Below are 1,096 nucleotides of genomic sequence, written 5' to 3'. Positions count from 1 at the left end.
GGTTCAGTCAAGATTTTCGTGATGCGGTGACGGAGCGTCATGCTGATCAGCTGACGTGCTCTGCCCGTACTCCGGTGCGCTGGTGACGCGCCGGTCGAGGCGGCAGGATGCTGCGGTCGTGTGAGGAGACGCTGCGGTGGTTGCTCCCGCATCTCGCTCCGGTGTTGGTGGAGCAGGTGCGGGTCGAGGACGGAAAGGTACTGATCGTCGCCCGAACCCGGGATGGCACGACCGTGCCCTGCCCCGACTGTGGTGTGCCGGCTCGGCGGGTGCACAGTCGCTACCGGCGCCACCTGGCCGACGCGGCCCTCGGCGGCCGCCCGGTCGCCATCGAGCTGTGCGTCCGGCGCTTGTTCTGCGACACCGCTCTTTGCACTCGTCGAACCTTCGCCGAGCAGATAGCAGAGCTGACCACGAGGTACGGCCGCCGCACGGTTGTCCTCGCCGAGATCGTTCAGGCGATCGCGTTTGCCCTGGCCGGGCGGGCCGGCGCCCGGCTGGCGGCCGTCCTGAACATTCCGATCAGCAGGACCACCCTGCTCAACGTGGTGATGGCGGCACCCGACCCGGTGCCGACCGCGCCCCGTGTGCTGGGCGTCGACGACTTCGCGACCCGCCGGGGCCGACGGTACGGCACCGTGCTCGTCGATCTGGACTCCCATCGCGTCCTGGACATACTGCCCGGGCGGGAGAAGGCACCCCTGGTGGCCTGGCTGTCCGCCCACCCCGGCATCGAGGTGATCTGCCGGGACCGAGCAGGCGCATACGCCGAAGCCGCGAACGTCGGAGCACCGCAGGCACAGCAGGTCGCCGACGCGTGGCACCTGTGGGACAACCTGGCCCACGCGGTCGAACGCACCGCCATCGCCCACCGCTCCTGCCTCACACCACCGCCACCGGCAGACCCCGAACCCAGGGCGGCGACTGCTCCCAACCCCACGCTCAACCCGGACACCGGAAGCGAGAAATGGCTGGTCACCCGCACACGCGAACGCCACCGCGCCGTTCAGGACCTGCTCGCCCAGGGATGGACCATCAGCGCGATCGGACGTGAACTCGGGCTGACCCGCCACACCACCCGCCGCTACGCGCGCTG

1 protein-coding gene is annotated in these 1,096 nt (G+C 70.0%); it reads left to right on the top strand.

Translation table 11 applies throughout. From position 1 onward, the window contains the following. Nucleotides 1–107: 107 nt before the first annotated feature. The coding region (locus ACZ52J_RS42895) for an ISL3 family transposase (protein ID WP_465626881.1) at nucleotides 108–1,096 on the top strand (989 nt) is incomplete at its 3' end.

Source organism: Kitasatospora sp. NPDC034035, from assembly GCF_055575755.1.
This window is presented reverse-complemented; position numbering and strand designations above follow the sequence as displayed.